Below are 21,487 nucleotides of genomic sequence, written 5' to 3'. Positions count from 1 at the left end.
GCCGAATATCAACTTGATCCGGTCGCCGCGGCAGGTTCCGGGTTCGACTCCGGCGCCGCAACAGATTCCGCCTCGTGGGACTGCGAGTCCGACTCCGATTCCGCGTCGGGCAGCTGATCCGCGAGATACGAGGCGAGGCCGCCGATCGTCGGATAGTCGAATACCGCGGTCGCGTTGATCGTGAACGCGCCGCCGAATTGGCTATGCAACCGGTTGCGCAGTTCGACGGCCATCAGGGAATCCGTGCCCAGGTCCAAGAACCGACTGGTCGCGGCGGGTGGTTGCGCGAGGCGCAGGAATCCCTGCACTTCGCGCTGCAGGAATTCGGTGATGAAACTGGCACGCTGGGCCACCGGTATCTCCTGCAGTTGGCGGAGCAACTCGCTATCGCCGGTAGCCTCCCCGACGGCGCTCGGTAACACGAGGTCGAGAATCGGTGGCCGAGAAGCGCCCAGCAGCTTCGCGGCACGTTGCCAGTTGGCCTTGATGATGGTTGCCTGTCCGGTTCCGTTGGCGACAACCTCAGCGAGTGCGTTGAGGGCGGCCGTCGGTTCCAGCGGAATCAGCCCTTGCGCACCGATATTCGCGCGCGCGGCCTCCGAGGAGGCCATACCTCCCTGGGCCCAGGGACCGAAGTTGACCCCGGTTGCCGTCAAGCCATGCGCCGTTCGTTGCGCGACCAGCCCGTCGAGCAACGCATTGGCCGTCGAGTAGTTGGCCTGGCCCGGGGAACCCAGCAGGCTGGACACCGAGGAGGACACGATGAAGAAGTCGAGATCGTCGTCCTTCGTCAACCGGTCCAAATGGCACGCACCAAACGCCTTGGGAGCCAATGTCGTCCGGAAACGCTCCAGGCTTTGCTGTGACAGCAGCGCGTCGTCGAGCACGCCCGCCAGGTGCGCCACTCCCGCGAGCGGAGGCAACCCCGCGCGGATCCGCGCCAGCAGCTTTTCGACTTGCGCCTCGTCACCGACGTCGGCCGCGAAGGTGTGGATGCGGCACCGGTAGCGCTCGATGATGTCGTCGATCGACCGTTGCGCGTCCGCGTCGGGCGCACGGCGGCTGGTCAGCACGATGTCGCCCGCCCCGAGCTGGGCCAGATAGGCCGCCATATGCAGGCCGATTGCACCGAGTCCACCGGTGATGAGATAGCTCCGATCGCCACGCGGCTGCATTGGGCTCGGCATCTGCAGCACGATCTTGCCGATATGCCGCGCTTGCTGCATGCGGCGAAATGCCGTCTTCGCCTCGGACAGCGGGTAGATCTCGGCGGGCAGCGGCGTCCACTCGCCTGTGGCCAACCCGTCCGAAACCTCGATGAGCAGCCGACGAATGTGCTCGGGTTGTTGCACGCAGGCCCAGTCCAACGCGACGATCTCGTAGGCGATATCGGGACGGGCCGCCGTCATCTGCTCGCGCGTCCAGATGTCTCGCTTGGCGATCTCGACGAATCGGCCGTTTTCGGCGGTAGCCCGTACGGTCGCCTCGATGAACCCCTCGTTGGTCAGGCTGTTGAGCACCACGTCGACGCCGGCGCCGCCGGTGTCGGCGAGGATCTGGTCGGCGAAATCCGTTGTGCGCGAGTCGTAGACATACTCCACACCCAGCTTTCGCAGCGTGGCACGTTTATAGGTGCTGGCCGTGGCGAAGACGATCGCACCGTGTTGTTGGGCCAGCTGGATGGCGGCCAATCCGACACCACCGCTCGCCGCGTGAATGAGCACCCGGTCACCGGGCTTCAGCTCCGCCCAGTCGAACGCGAGCCGGGCCGTCAGCGCCGCGGCGGGAATGGTGGCCGCCGCAACCGCGCTCAGACCGTCGGGTATCGGCGCCAGCAACTGGACCGGCACATTGAACCGGCTGGCGAACGCACCCTGCATGAAGCCATAGACGCGTTCGCCGACCTCGAGTCCGGTGACACCATCACCCAACTGTGTGACGGTGCCGGCGAAGTCGCCGCCGAGCGGGCCGGGATCGCCCGGGTAGAGGCCGAGCACATTGAGCACCTCCCGGAAGTTCAAACCACCGGCCTCAACCCGGACCTGCACACAGCCCTCGGCGGGTGGCGGCGCTTCCTTCTCGATCAGACGCAGGTTGTCGATCGCGCCCCGTTCGGTGGGAGCCAGCACGTAATCGGTTCCACGCGGTACCGCGAGATGACCGCTGCGCGCCCATGGCAGTAACCGGGAGGCCAACAACTTTCCTTGCCGCAGTGCGAGTTCGGGTTCGTCGAGCGTCCCCCTGAGAAGGCCGGCCAGCGACTGCACAGCCTGTTGCGAGCCGTCGCAATCGACGAGCCTGCAACGCAGGGCCGGTTCCTCGTTGATGATGGTGCGCCCGAGGCCCCACAGCGCCGCCTGCACCGGATCGACGGCTTCGCCGGATTCTGTCGCCACGGCCCGTTCGGTGATGATCCACAGCCCATCGGGAAGTTTGGCCGACTCATCGGTCTGCAAGGTGTGCACCACACTGAGCAGATGGGCGATGTCGGTCTCCAGTCGCCGCGCGGAATCAGCGCTCGATTCTTCTGCACTCGGCCCGGAGGCGCGCCAGACGATGCCGGCGAACGGCACGTCGCGCTCTCGCGCCTGTGCCAACAGCTGCCCCAACGACTCCGGATCCGTGTTCCGGTCAACGGAGACGCAGCCGGGCAAATCGGCCGCCAGTTCGTCCAACCCGGCAACCAGCCAGGTGCCGTTCGCGTTTCCGGCGCCCTCGGCACCACCGCTCGGCAGTTGAGGCGGCACCTCGTGCCAGCCGAGGGTATACAGCAGCCGGGTGGCATCGCCGCCGAGTCCACGCAACAGCGCCTCCCGGGGTGCGCGCTTGACCGTGAACTCGCGGATCCCGCCGAGGTGGCGACCATCCCGATCGACGAAATCGATGTCGAAGACCTGGGTTTCGCTGTCGAGGGCGCTGGCACGCCACTTCCCGCGGCAATAGAACCGTCGTGGCATCTTCTCCCGGAGTGAGACCTGCCCGTACCGCAACGGCAGCAAGAGATCGTTGATCCCCTGTTCGGCCGCGAGCAGGGCCGGGAACGCCGGGAAGACGACGCCGGTGCACAGATCGAGCAGCACCGGATGCATCGGCTCGGTTCCGAGGTGCTCGGCGAGTTCCTCGCCGACGGTGACATCGCCGATCGCCTCACCCTCGCCGAACCACAGCGATTTGAGTGACGTCGACCAGGTGGTCCCCCATTCCAGCTCGCTTTCGGCGAAGCTCTCGAACAGCAGCTGGGGACGACTGCGCTCCAGCCGCTCGATCGCTGCGTCGATGGAGTCCGCCGGATCAGTGGCAGGCTCGTCTTCGACACCGGCGACGATGGTGCCGTCGGCGTTCAACGACCATTCGGCATCCGGGACGCCGTAAGGGCGGCTGTCCACCCGGAAGCTCCAGCCCTCGCCCTCCTCCAGCGGATGCAGGCTCAGCTGCACTTCGCGAGAAGCCTTCTCGGGCAAGATGATCGGCTCATAGAAGTAGACGTTTTGCACCCGCCCCGGCGGCCCGACGGCGGCCAGGGCCATCGCCGCGTACGTTGCCCCCGGGACGACGACAGTGCCATAGATGACGTGATCGGCGAGCCACGGCTGCGACTTGACCGACAACCGGCTGGTGTAGACGCAGTCGCCGGAGGCGAGCTCTTTTGCACTGCCCAGCAACCCGGATGCCGCAGCACCCTGACCATCGATGCCGGCGATGCCGGAGGCCTTGGGCCAGAAGCGCCGGTGCTGGAACGGATAGGTGGGAAGTTCGAGCCTGCGGCGAGGCGGACGGTGCGGCGCAGCGAAGTCGGGCCGATGACCGCTGACGTACGCCGCGGCCAGCGCCTCGGCGATTTGTCGCCGGTCGCTGACGCCCTTGCGCAGGGAGACGATCGCGCGCGGCGCGGTCAGATGTTCCGGCCAGACCTGCACCGCGGCCCCGGTCAGCACCGGTTGCGGACCGATCTCCATCAACACCGAGCACCCCAGCGCCGCCGCGGTCCGTACGCTTTCGGCGAACTGCACCGGCTGGCGGGAATGCCGCCGCCAATATTGGGCGTCCAGTGGGGTTTCGGTGGTGAGCACGGCGCCGGTGCGGTTGCAGACCAGCGGCAGCGTCGGCACAGCGAAATCCAAACGCGCTGCGAACGATTCGAATTCACCGAGCACCGGCTCCAGCAGTTCGGAGTGGAAGGCGTGGCTGGTTTCCAGCCAGCTGCAGCGGATCCCGTCACTGCCGCCGCGGGCGACGATCTGTTCCAGATCCGCGCCGGGACCCGACAGCACCGTGTTGGGGCCGTTGTAGGCGGCGACCGACACCCGGGGGAAGTCGCTGGCGATCTCCTCGACGTATTTGGCGTCGGCGAACACCGCTACCATTCGCCCACCATCGGGCAGGCTGCCGAACAGCCGGCCCCGCTCGGCCATCAGCCGTGCTCCCTCCTCGAGGCTGAAAACCCCGGCCACACACGCCGCCGCGTACTGGCCCACGCTGTGTCCCAGCACCACGTCGGGCTCGACGCCACGCGACTGCCACAGCCGGGCCAGGCCCATCTCGACGGCGAACAGCGCGGGCTGCGCAAAGGAGGTGTGTCGCAGCGTTTTTCCGGCTTCGCCTCCGGTTTCCCGGTCGGTCGCGAAGATCACCTCCAGCAATGGACGCGGCAGCATCGCGTTGACCGCGTCCGCGCAGCGTGTCACAGTATCCGCGAAAACCGGTTCGGCGTAGAACAATTCGCGCGCCATCCCCGGGTACTGGCTGCCCTGCCCGGTGAACAACCATGCCGTCGTGGGCCGGTCCGTGCACTCGGCGCGCACCACTCCCGGCCGCATCCGGTTCTCGGCCAAGTCGGCCAGCGCCTCGCGTGCGCTCTGAACCGAGTCCACGACCACCGCGGCCCGATGTTCGAAATGCGAACGCCCCGCCCCGGCCGTGAAGCACACATCGGCGATGTCGGCCTTCGGGTGGGTGTTCAACCATTCCTCGTAGCGCCGCGCCAGTGCCACCAGGGCCTGCGGTGACCGCGCGGACAGCGGCAGCACGTCGGCCGGCTCATCATGAGCGTTCGTCTCCGATGCCGCCGCGAGGTCGCCTGTGGTGTATTCGTCGCCGGTCGCCGACGACGGAGGCGCCTCCTCGATGAGCACGTGTGCGTTCGTTCCGGTGAACCCGAAGGAACTTATGCCGGCACGTCGCGGTCTGCCGTTGGCCTGCCACGGGATCGCTTTGTCCACGACCCGCACCGGCAACGAGTCCCACGGGATATGTGGCGATGGTGTCTCGAAGTGCAGGCTCTGCGGCAGCACTTCGTGCTGCAGCGATAACACGACTTTGATCAGACCGGCGATCCCTGACGCCGACTCGAGGTGGCCGATGTTGGTCTTCACCGACCCGATCAGCAACGGCCGGTCCACCTCACGAGTGGCCCCATAGGCGGCCCCGGCTGCCTGCACCTCGATCGGATCACCCAGCGCGGTGCCCGTTCCGTGCGCCTCGAGGTAGTCGACATCCCCGCCGGCGAGACCGGCGCGAGCCAGCGCCGCGGAGATAAGTCGTTGCTGGGCACCACCGTTGGGCACCGTCAAACCACTGGAAGCGCCGTCTTGATTGATCGCGCTGCCCGGAATGACCGCGCAAACCCGGTCGCCGTCACGCACCGCATCGCTCATCCTTTTGAGCACCAGGATCCCGCAGCCTTCGCTGCGCACATAGCCGTCCGCGGAGGCGTCGAAGGTCTTGCATCGCCCGACGGGGGACAACATCCTGGCGCGCGACGCGGCGATGGTGGACACCGGACTCAGCAAGACGTTCACGCCACCGGCCAACGCCAGATCGCAGTCACCGGAGTGCAATGCCTGGCAGGCCTGATGAACGGCCACCAACGACGAACTGCACGCGGTGTCGACCGCCACCGCCGGCCCTTCCAGCCCGAGCACGAAGGCAACCCGGCCCGAAATCGCATTGAGCGCGTTGCCCGTGATGAAGTGGGGCTCGATCTTCTCGACCGAGTCGGCGGACAGCAGATGCGAATACTCGTTGGAGCCGACCCCCACGAAGATCCCGCTTCGGCTGCCGCGCAAATCGCCCGGCGAATACCCGGCTCGTTCCAAGCCCTCCCACGCAGTTTCCAGCATCAGCCGTTGCTGCGGATCGATCCAGACAGCCTCGCGCGGGGAGATACCGAAGAATTCCGGATCGAAACCGTCTATTCCGTCGAGGAATCCACCGAAGCGGCTGTAGATCTTGCCCGGAGTGTCGGGATCCGGATCGTAGAACTCGTCGATGTCGTATCGGTCATCCGGGACTTCCCGGATCGCATCGACGCCGCCGGACAACACTTCCCAGAAAGCTTCGGGATCGGGTGCGCCGGGGAAGCGGCACGCCACTGCGACGATCGCGATCGGCTCATCCGTGCGCGTCGTCGCTACCGACGCCGGCCGCGGCCGCGGATCGGCGGATGCCTGCTGGCTGAGCCCGAGCACGTCGCCGAGCAGGTAGTCCGCCACGTCGGACAGGCGTGGGTAGTCCATCGCCAGGGTCGCCGGCAACTCCTTGCCCACCCCTTGCTCCATGCGGCGCCGCAGTTCGACGGCCATCAGCGAATCCATGCCCAGATCGAAGAATCCGGCGTCCGCGCGGATCTCCGCGGCATCGACTCGGGTCACCTCCGCTACTGCGTCACGCAGGTAGTCCGTCACGAGTTTCTTGCGCTGCTGCACCGGAGCGGTAGTGAGCTGCTCGACCAGCTGCGTCCTACCGGATGCCGTTGGCGCGGAGACGAAATCGGGAACTTCACCCGCCAACTCCGCCAGCAACGACCGCTTGCCAGCCTGCTGGTACAGCGGCAGGAAACGGGACCAGTCGATCCGGGCCACGACCCCTTGTGCAACGCCCTGCGCAGCAGAAGCCGCGATGACATCGGCCATGCCCGCCAGCGCATCGGCAGGTGACAATGTCCGGACCCCGCGTTCAGCCAGTCGCGCCCGGGCCTCCTCGTCGGCCATACCCGCCGACCAGGGACCGAAGTTGACGCTGATCCCAGCCACGCCCTGCTCGCGCAGCCGCCAGGCCAACCCGTCGAGGAAGGCGTTGGCCGCGCCGTAGGCCGTCTGGCCGAGTCCGCCCCACACCGAAGCGATCGAAGAAGTGCTGAGGAAGAAGTCCAGCTGCAGGTCGGCGGCTGCCTCGCTCAAATGCCAAGCCCCCCAGACCTTCCCAGCGAACACTCGATCTACCTCAGCGTCGTCCAGGGCGCGCAGCGGAGTGGTACCGATCTCGCCCGCCGCATGGACGATGCCTGCCACCGGCGGCAGTTCGGCCCGCACCGTGCCTAACAGGCGCGCGACGTCGTGGGCGTCGGCCACATCGGCGGTGACAACCCGAACCTCGCATCCGTGCTGTTCGCGCAGGGCATCGATGCGCTGTTGGGCGGTCTCGCTGGGCGAGCGCCGGCCGGTCAGCACCAGGTGCCGGGCGCCGTGTGCTGCCAGGTACCCGGCGATTTCCAGTCCGACCGAACCAAGGCCACCGGTCACCAAATACGTTGCATCACCACGCAATGTCAGTGGTGCTGCGGCAGGCTGCCCGATTCGCCGGACCAGCCGGGGAACATAGACGTCATGACCACGCAGCGCGATCTGGTCTTCGCTGACCGCCGAGTCGCGCGATGTCGCCGCCACCTTGATCAACCGCGACCATTCGTCGTCATTACCTTCAGCGAGGTCCGCCAGCCCGCCCCACAATTGCGGATGCTCCAGCGAGGCGGCGCGACCGAATCCCCATAGGCAACTCTGATCCGGGAATACGGTGTCGGCGTCGACGACTCGTTGCGCGCCACGGGTGACCATCCAAATGGGTTGGCGCAGTTCGGCGGCGGCCGCGGCACGGAAGAGTCGCCGCGTTCCGGCCAGTACCCGGTGTTGCATCCGCAGCAGCGACCGCATCGATGGTGCGGTGCCGGAATCCAGGGCCGCGGCATGCACGATGCGTAGCGGCGCATCGTGTGCCGCCGCAGCGCGCAATACGATCTCGAGCCGTTCCTCGTCCGCGTCGGTCGCGGGCAACGCCAGAATCCGAGACTGCTGCCCGCGCGCGGTGAGCGTGTCGACCAAAGGCTGGACGACATCGTCATCGCCGACGACAAGCCAGGTGGATCCCTCGCCGGCTTCCGCGTCGGAAAGCGGCGCCGTGGACTTCTCCCAGCGAATTTCGTAACGATCGTCCGAGATGGACTGGCCCTTACGCTGTTGATTGTGTTGCGCGGCAAGCTTTGTCAGAACATTTAGGGTGTTTTGATCACCGCTCGCACCATCGAGTAGCGCTGCGAGCTCCGCGATCCGGTCGTCCTCGAGAAGGCGGACGGCGTCGGTACGCGAGAAGGCGGTCTGGCGGGCAGTGGGCCGGACCCGCTTGTCGCGGAACCAGTACTGGCGATGCTGGAACGGGTAGGTCGGCAGGTCGAGCTTTCGCGCTGGTTCCTGCCGCACAGCACCGAATTTGGGCAAGTGGCCCAGAACGTAGGCATCGGCAAGGGCTTCGGTGATCTGGCGATGGTCGGCGGTGTTTCGACGCATGGACGCGATCGCCCGCGGTGCAGTGGCCGGGTCAGGCCATGCGCGCAGGGCTGCGGCGGTGAGAACCGGTTGCGGGCCCACCTCCAACAACACTTTGCAATTCAGGTCGGCAAGAGTCCGTACGCTCTTGGCGAATTCGACTGGTTGGCGGGCGTGGCGACGCCAATAGGAGCCGTCTAATTTCACGCTTCTGCCGAGCGCGGCACCGGTACGGTTGCACACCAGAAGCCGTTGTGGCGAGCTGAAATTGAACCGGTTCGCGTACGACTCGAACTCGTCGAGGATCGGATCCAGCAGCGACGAGTGGAACGCATGGCTGGTGTCCAGCCAGTCACACCGGACACCGTCGGCGGTCAACCTGGCCACCGCCTGCTCGAGATCCTGCGCGGGCCCAGACAATACGGTGTTAGCGCCGTTGTAGGCGGCGACCGACAGGCTCGGGAGCTCGTCAGTCAGGGCCTCGACGCGCTCGACGGTGGTGAACACCGCGACCATCCGACCACCCGCAGGCAAACTGCCGAAAAGACGGCCGCGCTCGGCCATCAGCAGCGCGCCGTCCTCGAGGCTGAACACACCCGCGACGCAGGCCGCCGAATACTGGCCGACGCTGTGGCCCAGCACCACGTCGGGTTCGAAGCCCCACGACTGCCAGAGGCGGGCCAGGCCCATCTCCACCGCGAACAACGCGGGCTGGGCAAAGGTGGTCTGACACAACGTCTCTTCGCTGTCTGGACCATCCACATCGAAAATTACTTCCAGCAAAGGCTTTTCGAGAACGTCGGCAACAACTGCAGCGCAGCGGGTCAGTGTCTCCGCGAACACCGGCTCGGTGTCGAACAGCTCCCTGGCCATGCCGGCGTACTGGCTGCCTTGACCGGTGAACAGCCACGCAGTCTTCGGTGTGTCATCGGATACACCCCGAATCAAACCGGGTGCCGGGCGGTCGTCGGCGAGCGCGCCGAGCAACTCACTGGCAGATTCTCTCGAATTCACCACCAACGCTGCCCGGTGCTCCAAGTGCGCTCGCCCCACCCCGGTGGTAAAGCGCAAATCGGCAAGGGTGGCTTCGGGGTTCGCGCTCAACCAACTTCGGTATCGATCGGCGATCTGCACGAGCGCGGCGGGTGTCCGCGCCGACAGCGGAAGGATGCTGAACCGTCGGTCTTCGGCCGGGTCGGCGGAAATCGGGGTTGCAGCAATCTGAACCAGTTCCTCGGGCGCTTCCTCGAGGATGACGTGCGCGTTGGTCCCGGCGAACCCGAACGAACTGACTCCCGCGATACGCGGCCGACCGTTCCGTTCCCAGGCAGTCGCTTCTTGGACGACCTGCACCGGAAGGCGGTCCCACGGAATGTGTGGAGACGGATTGCGAAAGTGTAGGTGCTGCGGCAGTAATCCGTGTTCGAGCGAGAGAATGACCTTGATGACGCCCGCGATCCCTGCGGCCGCTTCCAGGTGCCCGATGTTGGTCTTCACCGAGCCGATCAACAGCGGCCGGCTTGCCTCGCGCCCGGCGCCGAGCACCGCGCCCGCGGCCTGGGCCTCGATCGGATCACCCAGCGACGTCCCGGTCCCATGTGCCTCCAGGTATCCGACGTCCCCGGGTGCGATGCCGGCGCGCTGCAGCGCCTCGGCGATAACGCGTTGCTGGGCAATGCCGTTCGGCACGGTCAAACCGCCCGATGCGCCGTCCTGGTTGATTGCGCTGCCCCGGATCACGGCCCGAATCCGGTCACCGTCACGGATCGCGTCTTCAAGCCGCTTCACGACAATGACGCCACAACCTTCGCCACGCACGTAGCCATCCGCGGCGGCATCGAAAGTTTTGCACCGGCCGTCGGGCGCGAGCATGTGCGCGTGGGAGAAGGTGATCATGGTCGCGGGGGTGAGCAGGACATTTGCGCCGCCGGCCAGCGCAAGGTCGCATTCCCCCAAGCGCAGCGCTTGGCATGCCTGATGGATCGCCACCAACGACGAGCTGCAGGCCGTGTCGACGGCGACCGCCGGACCCTGCAGTCCCAACCGATAGCTGATCCGGCCCGCTGCCGCGGCAGACGACGTCCCGATCGCCATGTAGGCCTCGATCTCGGCGTAAGTCAGCTCGTCGGAAGCCATTCCAAGGTAGTCATGGGTGGACATCCCGACGAACACACCAGTGTTGGTGTTCGCCAACGCCGTTGGCGCGGTGCCCGAATGTTCCACCGCCCGCCACGCCGTCTCCAGCAAGATCCGATGCTGCGGGTCCATCAACCTGACCTCGCGCGCCGACATGCCGAAAAACGGCGCGTCGAAACCCGTTACGTCATCGACGAAACCCGCCCGACGGGTCACAACCTTCCCGGGCGCATCGGGATCCGGGTCGAAGAATTCATCGGCGTCCCAACGGTCCTGGGGCACCTCCGATATCGCATCCCGACCATCCCGCAGCAGCTGCCAGAATTCGTCGGTGTCCGAGGCGCCGGGAAAGCGCGCCGCGTATCCGACGATCGCAAAACCGGATGCGGGCTCGATGAGACCTTCGGCGGTTGACATGTGGTTGTCCTCTCCGTTTCGGCTCGCGAGGATTCCGTCGCCGTGCACCTTTCAGCGCCACGGCCGTGGTGTCCGTACCAGATCTTGGGCCGCTCACTGCACACCCCGGAGCAGACAGCGTGCGGAAGTTTGCTGGTGCACTGCCTCCAGCAACCGTCGTCAGCTCAAATCACTTCACCACCAAACCAGCCCGTGTTCGGAGAGTACCCCGACCCGCCGTGCCGCAGATATCTTCAAGCGCCGCACTCAAATTCGCGCTTCCCGCAAATCATCGACCGCAGGAAGGCTTCAGGTATAGGCGACGACAATACACCCGGCAGAATGGGCGGGCGGACCCTGCCGCTGCGGCAGCGACAAGGCACCTCCTCGACCTGCATGCACGTCGATCGCCCCATCGCACGCGATCGACTCCCACAGTCACGCGGGATCTCATGTCCCGCAACGTGGTCCACCAGTCCAGATACATCAGGGCATGCGATGACTTGCCTGCTCTCAACGGGCCTTGATCCGACATTGCAACGCACGGCCCATCTCGACACTCCTAGCAAGATCAAATGCTCCCGCCGGCTCAGCCGTCGCTGACCGGCCGACAAAGGCGTGCGGCGGCGAAACAATCAGGTCCGTCAATCAATGTACGCATGGCGGTCCGATTGTGCACGCGTATAACAGTCAAACGAGTATGGCGCTTCTCTGCGGCGTGTTGCACAAGTATCGTCAGGTGATCGCGCGAGTATCGTCAACTGTCGGCGCCGGCCTGCGTCCGGCGCGGGGCCGTTCCATCCTGACCACCGCCTGCCGTGTCGGTGGGTTGTCGCACGCGCATCCGCGCACCTCGCTTCGGTCACTCCGGACAGGGTTATCTTGGTGCCGCGACCGGCAGGGCCGAACCGCGGCCGTCGAGACCGAGGAGACTAGATTGCGCATCGGGAAAATTACGATCGGCTCGCTCGGTGATTGGACCCCGGCCCCTGGGTCGGTCATCTCCTGGCACCCGACGGCCGCGGCCGCCGAGAAGGCGCAACAGGCGCCGGCCAGTTCGGTACCGGTCAGCTACATGCAGGGCCAGCATCTTCGTAATTTTCACGAGCGAACGTCCGCGGGGCTCGACTTTTCCCGGCAAATCATCGCGACCTGTGACGTACCCGGCCAATGCGATATTTCCGCCATGAACCATGCCGTCAACGCATACCTGCGCCGGCATGACACGTTCCGCAGTTGGTTCGACCACACCGGCGACGGAGAGTTCATCAGGCACACCATCAGCGACCCCGCTGATATTGAATTCGCCCCGATCGATCACGGCGAAATGACAGGTGACGAAATGCGCGCTCATGTGGTGGCGATACCGAATCCGCTGGAGTGGGGCTGCTTCACCTTCGGGATTGTCCAGAGCGATGATCACTTTACTTTCTTTGCCGCTATGGATCATGTCCACGGGGACGCGACGCTGATCGGCACAACGATGCTCGAGGCCAACGGAATGTATGCGGCGGCGAGCGCAGGCGGTGAACCCCTCGAGCTTCCCGATGCCGGCAGCTTTGACGATTTCTGCGCGGGGGAGCGTCGGTACACGTCGACGTTAACCGTGGATTCGCCTGAGGTACGCACGTGGATTGACTTCGCCGAGAACAACAATGGCAGTTTTCCTGAATTTCCGCTGCCATTGGGCAACCCGTCGGGGGCGACTGCCAGCGACATGGTCTCCGAACTCCTGATGGACGCAGAACAGACGGAGCGATTCGAATCGGCTTGCACCGCGGTCGGCGCGCGTTTCATCGGTGGCCTGTTCGCGTGCATCGCCCAGGTCGAGCACGAATTCACCGGTGCGCCAACGTATTACGGCCTAACTCCGAGGGATACACGCAGGACTACAGATAATTTCATGACGCAGGGTTGGTTTACCGGCTTGGTCCCGATCGCCGTGCCGATAGCCGCAGCCACTTTCGCCGAGGCCGCCTGGGCGGCGCAGACTTCTTTCGATTCAGGTCAGCACCTGGCGAAGGTGCCGTATTACCGCGTATTGGAATTAGCGCCGTGGCTGAAGTGGCCGCAGCCAAACTTTCCGGTATCGAACTTTTTCCATGGTGGCGCCGCTCCCCTAAATGCCGTGCTCGCGGCAGCTGACCTCGGCTATGCGAACAACATAGGAATCTACTCGGACGGCCGGTATTCGTACCAGCTGACCATCTACCTATTTCGGTACGGGGAAGGCACGGCAATGGCGATGATGTTCCCCGATGATCCGATCGCTCAGAAATCGGTTGCCCGCTATTTGGAAGCGATGCGGTCCGTGTGCGGGCGGGTCGCCGACACCGGGCATTGGGGACGCGTTGGGTAGCGTGGAGTAGTTCGATGACTCGCGGGAAATTGCGCGGTTTGACCACAGCGTCGGCGGGTGCCGCCGCAGAACGCAAACAACTGCGGCGGCCGGGATGAGGCCGATATGCGACGAATAGCCGCTTTTGTGGTGCGGTGGCCCTGGGTCGTTATAGGGGCCTGGGCCGCTTTAGCGGTCGCCCTGCCACTGACATTCCCATCCCTCAACGAGATGGCCCAAAAGCATCCGCTCGCTATCTTGCCGAGCAATGCGCCGTCCAGTATCACCGCCCGAAAGATGACCGAGGCGTTCCACGAGTCGGGCTCCGACGACCTCCTACTGGTGGCCCTGACCGATGAGAAGGGCCTCGGCCCCGCCGACGAAGCCACTTACCGCAAATTGGTGACCGCGCTGCGCCAGGACACGCGAGATGTCGTGATGTTGCAGGATTTCGTCAGCGCGCCGCCCCTGCGTTCGGTCGTGACCAGCAAGGACCACAAGGCTTGGGTGTTCCCGGTCGGCGTTGCGGGCGAGCTGGGCACCCCGCAGTCTTACGCTGCCTTCAACCGGATCAGCGACATCGTCAAACGAACGCTGGAGAACAATCCGACCGGAACGCCCCTGGCGGTGAACCTCACCGGCCCCGCGGCGACCGTCGCCGACCTCACCGTCGCGGGCGATCGGGATCGGCTCCCGATCGAGCTGGCGATCGCCATTCTGGTGCTCATCGTCCTGATATTCGTTTACCGCAGCGCGGTCACAATGCTGCTGCCGTTGATCACTATCGGGTTGTCCCTGATGATCGCGGAGGCGGCGGTGGCGGGCTACTCGCAATTCACCGGCTCGGGGGTCTCTAACCAGTCCATCGTGTTCCTGAGCGCGATCATGGCTGGCGCCGGGACCGATTACGCCGTCTTTCTCATCAGTCGCTATCACGACTATCTGCGGTCGGGAGACGATTTCGATCAGGCGATGAAGAAGGCGCTGATCTCGATCGGGAAGGTGATCACTGCGTCCGCCAGCACCGTGGGAATCACCTTTCTCCTCATCAGCTTCGCCCGGATGGGCGTGTTCAAAACGGTCGGGATCTCCTCGGCAATCGGGATCGGCGTCGCATTCCTGGCCGCAGTGACGCTGTTGCCGGCAATCATGGTGCTCGCCGGACCACGCGGTTGGATCAAGCCCCGGCGTGAACTGACCGCGCGGTTCTGGCGGCGTTCCGGGATACGCATTGTGCGCCGGCCGAGGGCACATCTGGTTGCCAGCGTGCTTGTGCTGATCATCTTGGCCAGCTGCGCGGGCTTGGTGCGCTACAACTACGACGACCGCAAGGCCCTGCGGGCGTCTGCTCCGAGCTCCATCGGATACGCGGCGCTGGATCGCCATTTCCCCGTGAATCAATCCATTCCGGAATACATCCTGGTCCAGTCGCCGCATGACCTTCGCACGCCGCAGGCCCTTGCGGACTTGGAACAGATGGCGGATCGCGTCAGCCAACTGCCGAATGTCGGTGCCGTCAGCGGCATCACCCGCCCCACCGGGAATGTGCCGGAACAATTCAGAGCCACCTATCAGGCAGGCGCAATCGGCAGCCTGCTGGCCGGCGGGTCCAGGATGATCAACGACCAGACCAATGACCTCAACCGCCTGACCGAAGGGGCCGGCACGCTGGCCGACAACCTTGGCGATGTCCGCGGCCAGGTCAACCAGCTCGCTGCGAGCGTGCGCGAACTGGAGACTGCCTTCTCATCGACGAAGAACCAGTACAGCGGCAACGCGCTGGTCGAAGAGGTCGACATCGCAGCCCGACTCGTCGACCACGTCAACTCGCTCAGCAATGCGATGGGTTGGAACTTCTCGGCCGCCAAGAACATGTTCGCGTGGATAGGCCCGGTCTTGACGGCGCTGCAAGGCAACCCGGTCTGCGATGCCGACTCGTCGTGTAGCGCCACCCGCGGGACGTTCGAGCAGCTGGTGGGCGCGCGCGATCAAGCAGACCTCGACGCCATCAATGACTTGTCCCACCAACTGCAGGAGTACCCGGACAAGCGGGCCCTGAAAGCGTCGACAGACCGCCTGCGCAGCGCGTTCGCGAAGCTCAGCGACGTGCTGCATTCCATGGGGATGGACAAACCCGGCGGCCTGCAGGCCAACCTCAACACCCTGCAAAGTGGCGCAGACCAGCTCGCCGGTGGGAGCCGGCAGGTGGCCGACGCGGTGGCTCAACTCATCGACAAGGTCAAGCAGCTGGGCGCGGGGCTCAGCGAGTCAGCCGCGTTTTTGCTGTCGCTGAAACGTGACGCGGCGCGTCCGGCAATGGCGGGGTTCAATATCCCGTCCCAGCTTCTGCACCTACCGGAGTTCCAGCAGGCGGCCAAGGTGTTCATTTCACAAGACGGCCGCTCGGTGCGGTACTTGGTCCAAACCAAACTCAATCCCTTCAGCACCGAAGCCATGGATCAGGTCAATGCCATCACCGCGACCGCCCGGGGAGCCCAACCCAATACCGCGTTGGCGGACGCCACCGTATCGATGGCGGGGTACACCGCAGGCCTGAAGGACACGCGGGACTATTACCAACACGACATCCGGTTTATCATCGCGGTAACCCTGCTCGTCGTGCTGCTGACGTTGATCGCGCTGCTACGCGCGATCGTCGCGCCGCTGTATCTGGTTGCCACCGTGGTTATTTCGTATCTATCGGCGGTGGGGATCGGCGGTCTGGGGTTTCAATTCCTACTCGGTCAGCACTTGCATTGGAGCGTGCCGCCGCTGGCATTCGTGGTGCTGGTCGCGGTGGGAGCCGACTACAACATGCTGCTTGTCTCGCGAATGCGTGACGAGTCTCCGCACAGCATGCGTTACGGCATCATCCGCACCCTGAGTTCGACAGGCGGCGTGATCACTGCGGCGGGTCTGATCTTCGCCGCGTCGATGTGCGGTCTCCTGTTCTCCAGCATCGGCACCGTGATTCAAGGCGGTTTCGTGATCGGCGTGGGAATTCTGCTGGATACCTTCTTGGTGCGCACCATCACGGTTCCCGCCATCGCTGCGCTGGCGGGGCGGGCGAACTGGTGGCCGTCACGAATGAGCGTAGGGCGATCCTTGCGGCGGCGGCCGCCGTCGCAAGCGGCGGTCGGACGCGCCGAACCAGAGCCCAGTTAGCACGCACCCATGATGTATGTGAGACTAGAGAAGCCGAAGGGTCAGGAGTAGGGATGAAGAAACTACTCGCAGGAGTTGCGGCGCTGTTAACTGTAAGTGGCGCAGGGCATTTCGGCATCGGTACTGCAAAGGCCGACACGCCGATCGGCGGCCCGCCCACCCCCGGGGCGCCGGGCGACCAGACCGCCTACGCCCTTGGCGGCGCTCATGTGCTGGGCATCCCCTACGACCAGTACATCCGTATGGAGGGCGCGGAGTGGTTCCCGGGCCAGCAGCGCCAAATCGTTCGCTACCCCGCTGGTCAGGTGCAGGGGCATGTCTTGGAGCGACTCTTCCCGGGGATCGGCAAGATCGATGAATCCTTCCCGGGCCTGGGGATCGACGGCCCCAGCGTGGGCGAGTCTGTCGACGAGGGCATCAACAACCTCGACGCGGCGATCCGCACCACCGGTCGCCCCGGCACGGCGATCGGCTTGTCCGAGGGCGGGTTCGTTGTCGACGGCGAGCAGGCCCGACTGGCCAATGATCCGACCGCTCCCCCACCCGAGACGCTGAACTTCGCAACATTCGGCGACCCGATCGGGCAGCACGCCTTCGGCCAGAGTTTCCTGAGCGCCATGTTCCCGGTCGGCAGCGTTGTTCCAGCGCTCGACTACCGCATGCCACCGCCGTACGAGAGCCAGTACGACACCGACAAGTTCGTGGCAGCGTACGACTCGATTGCGGACTTCCCTGACCGGCCGGACAACTTGTTCGCTCTCGCCAACACGCTGCTGGGTCTCGCCACGGGTCACACCGCGGTGGCCTTCACGAACCCGAGCATGGTGCCGCCGCAGAACATCAGAACCACGGTTAACTCCCGGGGCGCCAAAATCACCACGATCATGGTCCCCGAAAAGCACCTTCCGCTGGTCATGCCGCTGGCCTACATCGGGATCCCGGAGGACACGCTGAACAAACTCGACGCGATCCTGACTCCCCGGGTGAACGCGGGCTATTCACGAAACGACGACCCGGCGACCGCTCCCGTGCAGGTGGACCCCGTGCACGGCTTCGACCCAGCGGCCGTCACGGCGCCGGCCAACCAGGCGACATTCGGCGGCGGCGCTGACCCGTTCTCGCAGATCCTCAGCGGTGCGATGTCCGTGTTGTCGCACAGCGCAGGCGAAGCCGACCACTGAACCCGAGCCGCAAATCGACTATCAGTACGGACGTGATGTGACGCCTATGTCCCAGTCTTCTATTCTCTCGATGCTGCATGGCCGTGCCAGCTTGCGGCCCAACGACATAGCGTTCACGTTCACCAATTACGACGACGACTGGGCGGGTGTTCCCGAGAGTCTGACGTGGTCGCAGTTGTCGCGCCGGACACTGAACTTGGCACGCGAACTTCACCTGCACGGGTCCGTCGGAGACAGGGCGGTGATCCTGGCTCCCCAGAGCCTCGACTACATCGTGGCCTTCTTGGGATCCATGCAGGCTGGTCTCATCGCAGTGCCGCTTCCATTGCCGCATCGAGGCTCGAGTCATGAGCGGGTGAGCGGGGTCCTCGCCGACACGTCGCCCTCGGTTGTTCTCACAACGTCCGCCGTCGCGGAAGACATCACCGAATACGTCGATAAAGCACGCCTGGACGCGGCTCCCAAGATCGTCGAAATCGATTCGCTGAACCTCAACGTCGATGGCGGAACAAGCGTTCGGACGGCCGATGTGCCCAGCACGGCGTATTTGCAGTACAGCTCAGGCTCAACACGGCAGCCAACCGGCGTCATGATCTCGCACCGCAACCTCCGGGTGAATTTCGAGCAGTTGATGCGTGGCTTCTTCGCGGACTCTAAGGTCAAAGCCCCACCAGATCTCACGATCGTCTCGTGGTTGCCCTTTTACCACGACATGGGTTTGGTGCTGGGGGTCTGCGCCCCGATCCTGGGCGGCTATCGCGGCGAGCTGAGCAGTCCGATCTCGTTTCTGGAAAGGCCGGCCAGATGGATGCGATCGTTGGCCGGCAGTCCTCATGCCTGGTCGGCGGCGCCGAATTTCGCCTTTGACTTGGCCGCCCGCAAAACCACCGACAACGACCTGGCCGGGCTCGATCTGTCCGGCGTGCTGGGCATCATCAGCGGTGCCGAACGCGTCGAGCCCGCCACGTTGCAGCGTTTCGTCGACAGGTTTGCGCACTTCAACTTTCACGACCATATGGTGCGTCCGTCATATGGTTTGGCGGAGGGAACCGTCTTCGCGGCGGCCGGCACCTGGAGCGATGCATCGGGCGCGGTTCATTTCGATGTCGGGGAGCTGTCCGCCGGCCGCGCTCAGCAATGTGCGGCCGGGACGGGCACCGCGCTGGTCAAATACAAAGTGCCGCACTCACCGACGCTGCGGATCGTCGACTGCGACACGTACCGAGAGTGCCCGCAGGGCTCGATCGGCGAGATCTGGCTGCATGGCGACAACGTGGCCGACGGCTACTGGCGCAAACCTCCGGAGGAGCAGCGTTGCTTCGGCGCAACACTCGTCGACCCGTCGCCGGGCACGCCCGAAGGGCCCTGGCTGAGAACCGGAGACCAAGGCTTCAGCTTCGACGGCGAGCTGTTCATTGTCGGCCGCATCAAGGATCTGCTGATCATCCAGGGGCGTAACCATTATCCCGAGGACATCGAGGCGACGATCCAAGAGATCACCCGCGGCCGGGTCGCGGCGATATCGGTTCCGCTGAACAGTACCGAGAAGTTGGTCACCATCATCGAGGTCAAAGAGCGAGGCGACTCCAACGAAGAGGCGATGCACCGCTTCACCCGCGTCAAACGCGATGTCACCTCCGCGATAGCCAATGCGCACGGCTTGAACGTCGGGGACCTCGTCCTGGTGCCACCCGGATCCATCCCCACCACGACGAGCGGCAAGATCCGCCGCGCCGCCTGTATCGAGCAGTACCAACAGAAGCAGTTCGTCCGGCTGGACGCCTGAACCGGCCAGTGGCGGGCATGCAGCCGTATCAATGTTGATCACTGTCCTGGTGATGGCCGTTGCCGTCAGTGTCGAACCATTCCGCATCGGTATGACGGTGCTCATGCTGAACAGGCCCAGACCGGTGCTGCAATTGCTCGCATTCTTATCTGGCGGTTTCGCGATGGGAATGACGGTGGGCCTGGTGGTCCTGTTCCTGCTTCGCCGCGGACTGATGGGGTCCAGCTACTTCACAGTGCCGAGGATTCAGATCCTGATCGGGTTGCTGGCGCTGGTGGTCGCGGTGGCAGTGGCCGTGGACATCCCCGGACGAATGGGCTCGCGCCCGGCAAGGTTGGCGATGCCGGGCCACCGATTTCTGAGGGGGCATTCGCTGCCGGTCGCGGGAATCGCCGGTCTCAGCATCGCATTGCCGTCGGTCGATTACCTTGCCGCGCTGGCGGTCATATTGGCCTCCGGCGCGGCGGCCATGACGCAGGTCGCAGTCCTGTTGATGTTCAACATCGTGGCGTTCGCGCTCGTGGAGCTTCCGCTGCTGGCCTATCTACTGGCACCCGAGGCGACCGCCTCGTCGATGAAAGCGTTGCACAACTGGATTCGATCGCGCCGGCGCCGCGAAGTCGCGCTTTTGCTTGCCGCGGCCGGTTGTTTGTTCCTCGCGGCCGGAACGGCCGGGCTTTGACTCCTGGCTCGCGCGCACGTGGGCCGGGTCGAACATAATGAGTCGATCGCACGGCAAAGGAGCCCGCATGAAAACGACCAGTCCATCCCGTCCGCTGCGGGTGATCCAGTGGACGACCGGCAACATCGGTCGTCGTTCGCTGCACGCCATCATCGGGCGGCCCGACCTCGAGCTGGCCGGGGTATATGCGCACGGCGCGGACAAGGTGGGCGTCGACGCCGCCGACCTGGCGGGCTGGCCCGAGCCCACCGGGGTGCAGGCGACGAACGACATCGACGCGCTGTTGGCTCTGGGCGCCGACGCTTGTTGCTATAACCCTGTGTGGCCCAACGTCGATGAGTTGGTGCGGCTGCTGGAATCGGGAGTCAACGTGTGCACCAGCGCGGCGTGGATCACCGGCGGCAAGCAGACACCGCAGGACCGCAAGCGCATCGAGGACGCCTGTCAGAAGGGCAATTCGACGATCTTCGGCAGCGGCGCCCACCCGGGCATGACGAACATGGTGGGCATGGTGCTGTCGGCCTCGTGCGAGCGCGTCGACGAGATCCGGATCACCGAGTCGGTGGACTGCTCGACCTACGAATCGGCGGAAACCCAGACGGCCATGGGGTTTTCGCAAGATCCCGACACCCCCGGCCTGGCCGAGAACGTCCGGCGGGAAAGCGAGGTCTTCGCCGAATCGGCCGCAATGATGGCCGACGCGATCGGGGCGAAGCTGGACAAGATGACCTTCGACGTCACCTTCACCGCGGCCACCGACGACTCCGATCTGGGCTTCATGAAAATTCCCGCCGGAACGGTCGGCAGCGTCTACGGCTACCACCGCGGCTGGGTCGGTGATCGCAACGTCGTCAGCGTCGGGTTCAACTGGACCATGGGCAGTCACGTCGTCCCGCCCAAGCCGCTGGAGCACGGGCACGTCATTCAGGTGTTCGGACTGCCCAACATGCGGACCGTGTTGCACTGCCTGCCGCCCAAGGACTGGACAGAGCCCGGATTCATGGGGCTGGGGATGATCTACACCGCGATGCCGGTTACCAATGCCGTCCCGGCGGTGGTGGCCGCCGAGCCCGGAATCGTGACGCTGGCGGATTTGCCGCCGGTCACCGGTCGGCTGGCCTACTAGCGGGAATGCCGTTGGCCACAAGTGGCGGCCCCGGGAGGAACGCTTGCGTGCACTAAGGTTAGTATCCCTAACTGAGCAAATGTTCCGTTGACAGTGGTGTCGTCGGCGACGGGTTGGTGAGCTTTGCGGAAGGCGGTCCA

General features: G+C 64.9%; 7 protein-coding genes. 6 read left to right on the top strand and 1 reads right to left on the bottom strand.

Features of this window, described 5'->3' with window-relative positions:
• Nucleotides 1-8: 8 nt before the first annotated feature.
• A complete protein-coding gene (locus B8W69_RS20195; RefSeq protein WP_085291596.1) occupies nucleotides 9-11,090 on the bottom strand; it encodes a type I polyketide synthase in 11,082 nt (3,693 codons plus the stop codon).
• Between the two features lie 916 nt (nucleotides 11,091-12,006).
• Here B8W69_RS20195 and B8W69_RS20190 point away from each other — a divergent pair.
• From B8W69_RS20190 to B8W69_RS20165, 6 genes are all read left to right on the top strand, one after another.
• Nucleotides 12,007-13,428 carry a condensation domain-containing protein gene (locus B8W69_RS20190; protein ID WP_085291595.1) on the top strand — a complete coding sequence of 474 codons (1,422 nt, stop codon included), beginning with the start codon at nucleotides 12,007-12,009 and terminating at the stop codon, nucleotides 13,426-13,428.
• A 105-nt stretch (nucleotides 13,429-13,533) separates the two neighbouring features.
• A complete protein-coding gene (locus tag B8W69_RS20185; protein ID WP_085291594.1) occupies nucleotides 13,534-16,572 on the top strand; it encodes an MMPL/RND family transporter in 3,039 nt (1,012 codons plus the stop codon).
• 53 nt (nucleotides 16,573-16,625) lie between these two features.
• Nucleotides 16,626-17,753 (top strand): acyltransferase PE, encoded by a 1,128-nt coding sequence (gene pe / locus B8W69_RS20180; protein ID WP_085291548.1) that lies wholly within the window; start codon nucleotides 16,626-16,628, stop codon nucleotides 17,751-17,753.
• A 46-nt stretch (nucleotides 17,754-17,799) separates the two neighbouring features.
• Nucleotides 17,800-19,539 (top strand): AMP-binding protein, encoded by a 1,740-nt coding sequence (locus B8W69_RS20175; RefSeq protein ID WP_085291547.1) that lies wholly within the window; start codon nucleotides 17,800-17,802, stop codon nucleotides 19,537-19,539.
• A gap of 31 nt (nucleotides 19,540-19,570) precedes the next feature.
• A complete protein-coding gene (locus tag B8W69_RS20170) occupies nucleotides 19,571-20,221 on the top strand; it encodes a GAP family protein (protein ID WP_085291546.1) in 651 nt (216 codons plus the stop codon).
• Between the two features lie 67 nt (nucleotides 20,222-20,288).
• Entirely contained in the window at nucleotides 20,289-21,347 is a 1,059-nt protein-coding gene (locus B8W69_RS20165; RefSeq protein WP_085291545.1) for an NAD(P)H-dependent amine dehydrogenase family protein, read from the top strand.
• Nucleotides 21,348-21,487 lie beyond the last annotated feature (140 nt).

Origin of the sequence: Mycolicibacterium vulneris (genome assembly GCF_002104765.1) — a bacterium.
Classification (GTDB): domain Bacteria; phylum Actinomycetota; class Actinomycetes; order Mycobacteriales; family Mycobacteriaceae; genus Mycobacterium; species Mycobacterium vulneris.
Note: the sequence above shows the minus strand (reverse complement) of the source record. Positions and strands in the feature narration are given on the sequence as shown.

Bases quoted from the DNA above. Each gene is read 5' to 3' on its own strand.
- B8W69_RS20195 (WP_085291596.1), bottom strand. From the start codon at position 11,090: ATGTCAACCGCCGAAGGTCTCATCGAGCCCGCATCCGGTTTTGCGATC.
- B8W69_RS20185 (WP_085291594.1), top strand. From the start codon at position 13,534: ATGCGACGAATAGCCGCTTTTGTGGTGCGGTGGCCCTGGGTCGTTATA.
- pe (WP_085291548.1), top strand. From the start codon at position 16,626: ATGAAGAAACTACTCGCAGGAGTTGCGGCGCTGTTAACTGTAAGTGGC.
- B8W69_RS20175 (WP_085291547.1), top strand. From the start codon at position 17,800: ATGTCCCAGTCTTCTATTCTCTCGATGCTGCATGGCCGTGCCAGCTTG.
- B8W69_RS20170 (WP_085291546.1), top strand. From the start codon at position 19,571: ATGTTGATCACTGTCCTGGTGATGGCCGTTGCCGTCAGTGTCGAACCA.
- B8W69_RS20165 (WP_085291545.1), top strand. From the start codon at position 20,289: ATGAAAACGACCAGTCCATCCCGTCCGCTGCGGGTGATCCAGTGGACG.